The organism is Ilumatobacter sp. (assembly GCF_049588435.1).
Taxonomy (GTDB): domain Bacteria; phylum Actinomycetota; class Acidimicrobiia; order Acidimicrobiales; family Ilumatobacteraceae; genus Ilumatobacter_A.
On the sequence record NZ_JBAVYV010000091.1, the window covers coordinates 1 to 4,046 of the forward strand.

Consider the following 4,046-nt stretch of genomic DNA (forward strand, 5'->3'; position numbering starts at 1 on the left):
GGCCGGGCCGGCCACCGCTCCCCCGATCGCACAGGCGGCAACCCCCTTGCCGATGTCGCCGGCCATCACCCCGAGGCCAGCGCGTGCCCCGAGCACCTGCAGTGCGTTGACCGCACCCGGGTTCCCCGAACCTTCCGACCGCAGATCCGTTCCCGCCAGCTTCTTCGCCACTAGATCGGCGGTCGGGATCGTCCCCAGGACGTATCCGATCAGGACGCCGATCCCGAGCCGTTCGAGCTTGCCTCGGCGGCCCCTCCTACGCATGAGGAGACGATAGGGAGAGGAACGAAACGGAAGCGGAACTCCGTTCGACCGCGATCCGCGCGTGGAACGGTGGAGGGGCGCTGTTAGATTCATGTCGCTCTCAACGAGAAGAGGTCCAACGCCTCGAATAGGCCCCCATCGTCTAGTGGCCTAGGACACCACCCTTTCAAGGTGGCGGCACGGGTTCGAATCCCGTTGGGGGTGCGATGCGATCTCGCATCAACAACACGGCGGGTTGACATCCGCCCGGAATACATACTGGTCCCGTGGTGAAGTCAGGAGTTCACGCCGGCCTGTCAAGCCGGAGGTCGCGGGTTCAAATCCCGTCGGGACCGCTCCAGGGGCCACTTTCCAAGCAATTGGAGGGTGGCTCTTGTGCATACAGGGAGAGGTTTTCCCTGGTCGATGGTCTCGTAGCTCAGTTGGCAGAGCGCTCGCCTGAAAAGTGAGAGGTCACCGGATCGACGCCGGTCGAGACCACATCGAACGAACCCCCGTCACTCGGCGGGGGTTCGGGCGTTTTCGAGTGCTTTTCGGGCGACCGACGGTCTACCGCAGCCGCTTGCGGAACCAGAGGTCGGCGTAGGGATTCGTGTTGTAGCGCTCGGTCGGCTCGTACCCCGCCCCTCGATACATCGCGATTGCCGTCGTCAGCGCATCGTTCGTGTCGAGCACCACCTCGCCACATCCGAGGTCGCGAGCAGCCGATTCCAGGTCGCCGAGGAGCCGCCGACCCATGCCCAGCCCACGGAGCCCGGGATCGAGCCACATCCGCTTGATCTCCGCGACTCTCCCGTCGAGTCGGTGGACACCGCCGCATCCGACGACGTCACCATCGTCGACGAGGACCAGGAAGGCGCCGTGCGGCGGCGCCATCCGGCTGCGTTCCTCCGCCGAGTCGCCGGCGACGTCGAAACCGTCTCGGAACCGTCGATCGAGTTCGTCGAAGTATCGCCGGCGGGCACCGTCCGCGAGTTCAGCATCCGGATCGACCACCTCGGTCACGATCGATGAGCAACGCATCAACCCGTCGGCGGTCCGGAGAGCCGCCGCGAGCCGAGTGGTCTGGTCGGTCGTCAGCGGTGAGAGCAGGTCGGCGGCGACCCGATCGGAGCGGCGGTCCAGGTCGTTCCACGCCTCACGTCCGACGTCGGTGAGGTGAGCGATCCGGCGACGTCCATCGGTGGGGTCGTCGTGCAGCTCGATCAGGTCGTCGCTCTCCAGCTGTCGCAGCAGGCGACTCACGTACCCTGAGTCTGCTCCGAGACGTTCTCGGAGCACGTGCACCGGGACGGCGCCATCGTCACCTCCGATCCCGATCTCGAAGAGCAAGCGCGCCACCGCGAGCGGACGACCCGTCCCGAGGAACGACTCGTCCAGGACACCGATCCGCGCCGTGAACGAGCGATTGAAGCCGCGCAGGACTGCGACCGGATCATCATTCATGTAGCTGACTTTAGTCAGCTATCTCATGTCGGCCGACGTGTAGGGCCGGACCGCGGTGTCAGCTCGCGTGGGTCTGGAGCTGGCCACCCGATTCGGCGAGCGACTTCAGCAGCGGGCTGAGCTCCCAGTGCTTGCCGCCGAGCGACGAGGAGTAGCCCTCGATCTTCTCGACGATCTCGGCGAGACCGACCGAGTCGGCCCAGTGCATCGGTCCGCCGCGGTACACCGGCCAGCCATAGCCATTGACCCACACGACGTCGATGTCGCTCCCGCGGATGGCGATCTTCTCCTCGAGGATCTTGGCGCCCTCGTTGACCATCGGGTACAGGAGGCGCTCGAGGATCTCCTGATCGGAGACCTCACGCTGCTCGATTCCCTGTTCGACCGCGAACTCCTTGATGAGCTCCACGACCTCCGGGTCAGGCGTCGCCGCACGAGTCTCGGGATCGTAGGTGTAGTACCCGCGGCCGTTCTTCTGACCACGGCGGCCGTTCTCGCAGAGGATCTCGCGGACGGTCGACGACGACGAGGTCTCCTCCTTCCAGCCGATGTCGAGTCCGGCGAGGTCCATCATCGAGAACGGACCCATCGGGAATCCGAACTCGTCGAGCACGTTGTCGATCTGGGCGGGGGTCGCACCCTCGAGGATCATCCGCTCGGCTTCGGCGCCACGCATGAACAGCATCCGGTTCCCGACGAATCCGGGGCAGACCCCGACCATCACCGAGACCTTCTTGATCTTCTTGCCGATCGCCATCGTCGTCGCCACGACCGAATCGGACGACTTGTCGCCACGCACGTTCTCGAGCAACTTCATGACGTTCGCGGGCGAGAAGAAGTGCATGCCGATCACGCTCTCGGGGCGACTGGTGACCGACGCGATCTCGTTCACGTCGAGCGCCGACGTGTTCGATGCGAGCAGCGCCCCCGGCTTGCAGATCTCGTCGAGCTCACGGAAGATCGACTGCTTCAGCGCCATGTCCTCGAACACCGCTTCGATGACCATGTCGCAGTCCGCGAAGTCGTTCTTGTCGGTCGACCCGGTGATCAGCGCCATCCGCTCCTCGACCTGCTCGGCTGTGGTCGAACGCGAGCGTTCGTAGTTCTTGCGGACCACACCGAGACCCTTGTCGAGCGAGGCCTGATCGCGTTCGACGATCGTGACCGGGATGCCGACGTTGGCGAAGTTCATCGCGATCCCGCCACCCATCGTTCCGGCGCCGAGCACGCCGACATGCTGAATGTCGAGGATCTCGGTGTCCTTCGCGATGTCGGGGATCTTGTTCGCCGCACGTTCGGCGAAGAAGTAGTACCGCTGGGCGGCCGACTGCGGACCGGTCATCAGCTCCATGAAGAGCTTGCCTTCGACCTTCAGGCCCTCGTCGAACGGGAGGTTCGCCGCCGCCTCGATGCAGCGGATGTTGTACTCGGGAGCGAGGAAGCCACGCGTCTTGCGCGCGATGCTGCGCCGGAAGTCGGCGAACATCTGCTCGTCGCCCCGCGCTTCGGCGACCTTGTCGTCGCGGTCACGGACACGCAGCAGCGGCAGGTTCTCGGCGACGGCCCTGTTGGCGAACGCGACGGCAGCGGCGCGCAGTGCGGCGACATCGCCGTCGACCACATCGTCGATGAGACCACCGTCGAGCGCCTCGGCGCTGCTGATGTGGCGCCCCGTCGTCATCATCTCGAGTGCCTTGGGGACCCCGACCAGACGCGGCAGTCGCTGGGTGCCACCGGCTCCGGGGAGCAGTCCGAGGTTGACCTCGGGAAGTCCGAACTTCGCCGACGAGACGGCGACGCGGTAGTGAGCGCACAGAGCGACCTCGAGCCCGCCGCCGAGCGCCGTGCCGTGGATCGCGGCGATCACCGGAACCGGCGCGTCCTCCATCGCGGACTGCACCTCCTGCAGCCCGACGGCCTGCGGTGCACCGCCGCCGAACTCGCTGATGTCCGCGCCGGCGATGAACGTACGCCCGTCGCAGATCACGACGATCGCCTTCGCGCCGCTCTCGGATGCCTGGGTGATCCCGTCGAACAGACCCTGTCGAACGTGCCAACTCAGGGCGTTGACCGGTGGGTTGTCGACGATCACGAGCGCAACATCGCCCTCGGTCTCGAGACGAACGGATTCGGAGACGGTTTCAGCCATTCCGACAGTCAAGCAAACCGGACCCATCACAGTTCAACGCACGCCTCGGTCCCGCCTCCCCCAGCCATCTCGTGATCTGTTCGCGCACGCCGTGCGCGAACAGATCACGAGAACCTGCCATCGTCTGGGCGAGAGTACGCATCGGAGCCGGTCGGGTCGATCGGCGGGAACGGGGAGACACATGGAC

3 protein-coding genes and 3 tRNA genes are annotated in these 4,046 nt (G+C 65.6%); 3 read left to right on the plus strand and 3 right to left on the minus strand.

All coding sequences use genetic code 11. The annotated features are described in order from the left end of the window. Positions 1 to 264 (minus strand): glycerol-3-phosphate acyltransferase (locus WBV89_RS03390; protein WP_423979938.1); only part of this gene is annotated, 264 nt, incomplete at its 3' end. Between the two features lie 131 nt (positions 265 to 395). Between WBV89_RS03390 and WBV89_RS03395 the strand changes: the two genes are divergently transcribed. From WBV89_RS03395 to WBV89_RS03405, 3 genes are all read left to right on the plus strand, one after another. After that, a tRNA-Glu gene (locus tag WBV89_RS03395) sits at positions 396 to 468 on the plus strand. Positions 469 to 524: 56 nt separating this feature from the next. After that, a tRNA-Asp gene (locus WBV89_RS03400) sits at positions 525 to 599 on the plus strand. 72 nt (positions 600 to 671) lie between these two features. Beyond that, positions 672 to 744 (plus strand) — tRNA-Phe (locus WBV89_RS03405). Positions 745 to 813: 69 nt separating this feature from the next. Here the strand turns inward: WBV89_RS03405 and WBV89_RS03410 are convergent. After that, complete coding sequence (locus tag WBV89_RS03410) at positions 814 to 1,710, minus strand: bifunctional helix-turn-helix transcriptional regulator/GNAT family N-acetyltransferase (protein ID WP_423979939.1); 897 nt, start codon at positions 1,708 to 1,710, stop codon at positions 814 to 816. Positions 1,711 to 1,768: 58 nt separating this feature from the next. Further along, positions 1,769 to 3,859: a 3-hydroxyacyl-CoA dehydrogenase NAD-binding domain-containing protein gene (locus WBV89_RS03415; RefSeq protein ID WP_423979940.1), complete on the minus strand. Its 2,091-nt coding sequence runs from the start codon at positions 3,857 to 3,859 to the stop codon at positions 1,769 to 1,771. Positions 3,860 to 4,046 lie beyond the last annotated feature (187 nt).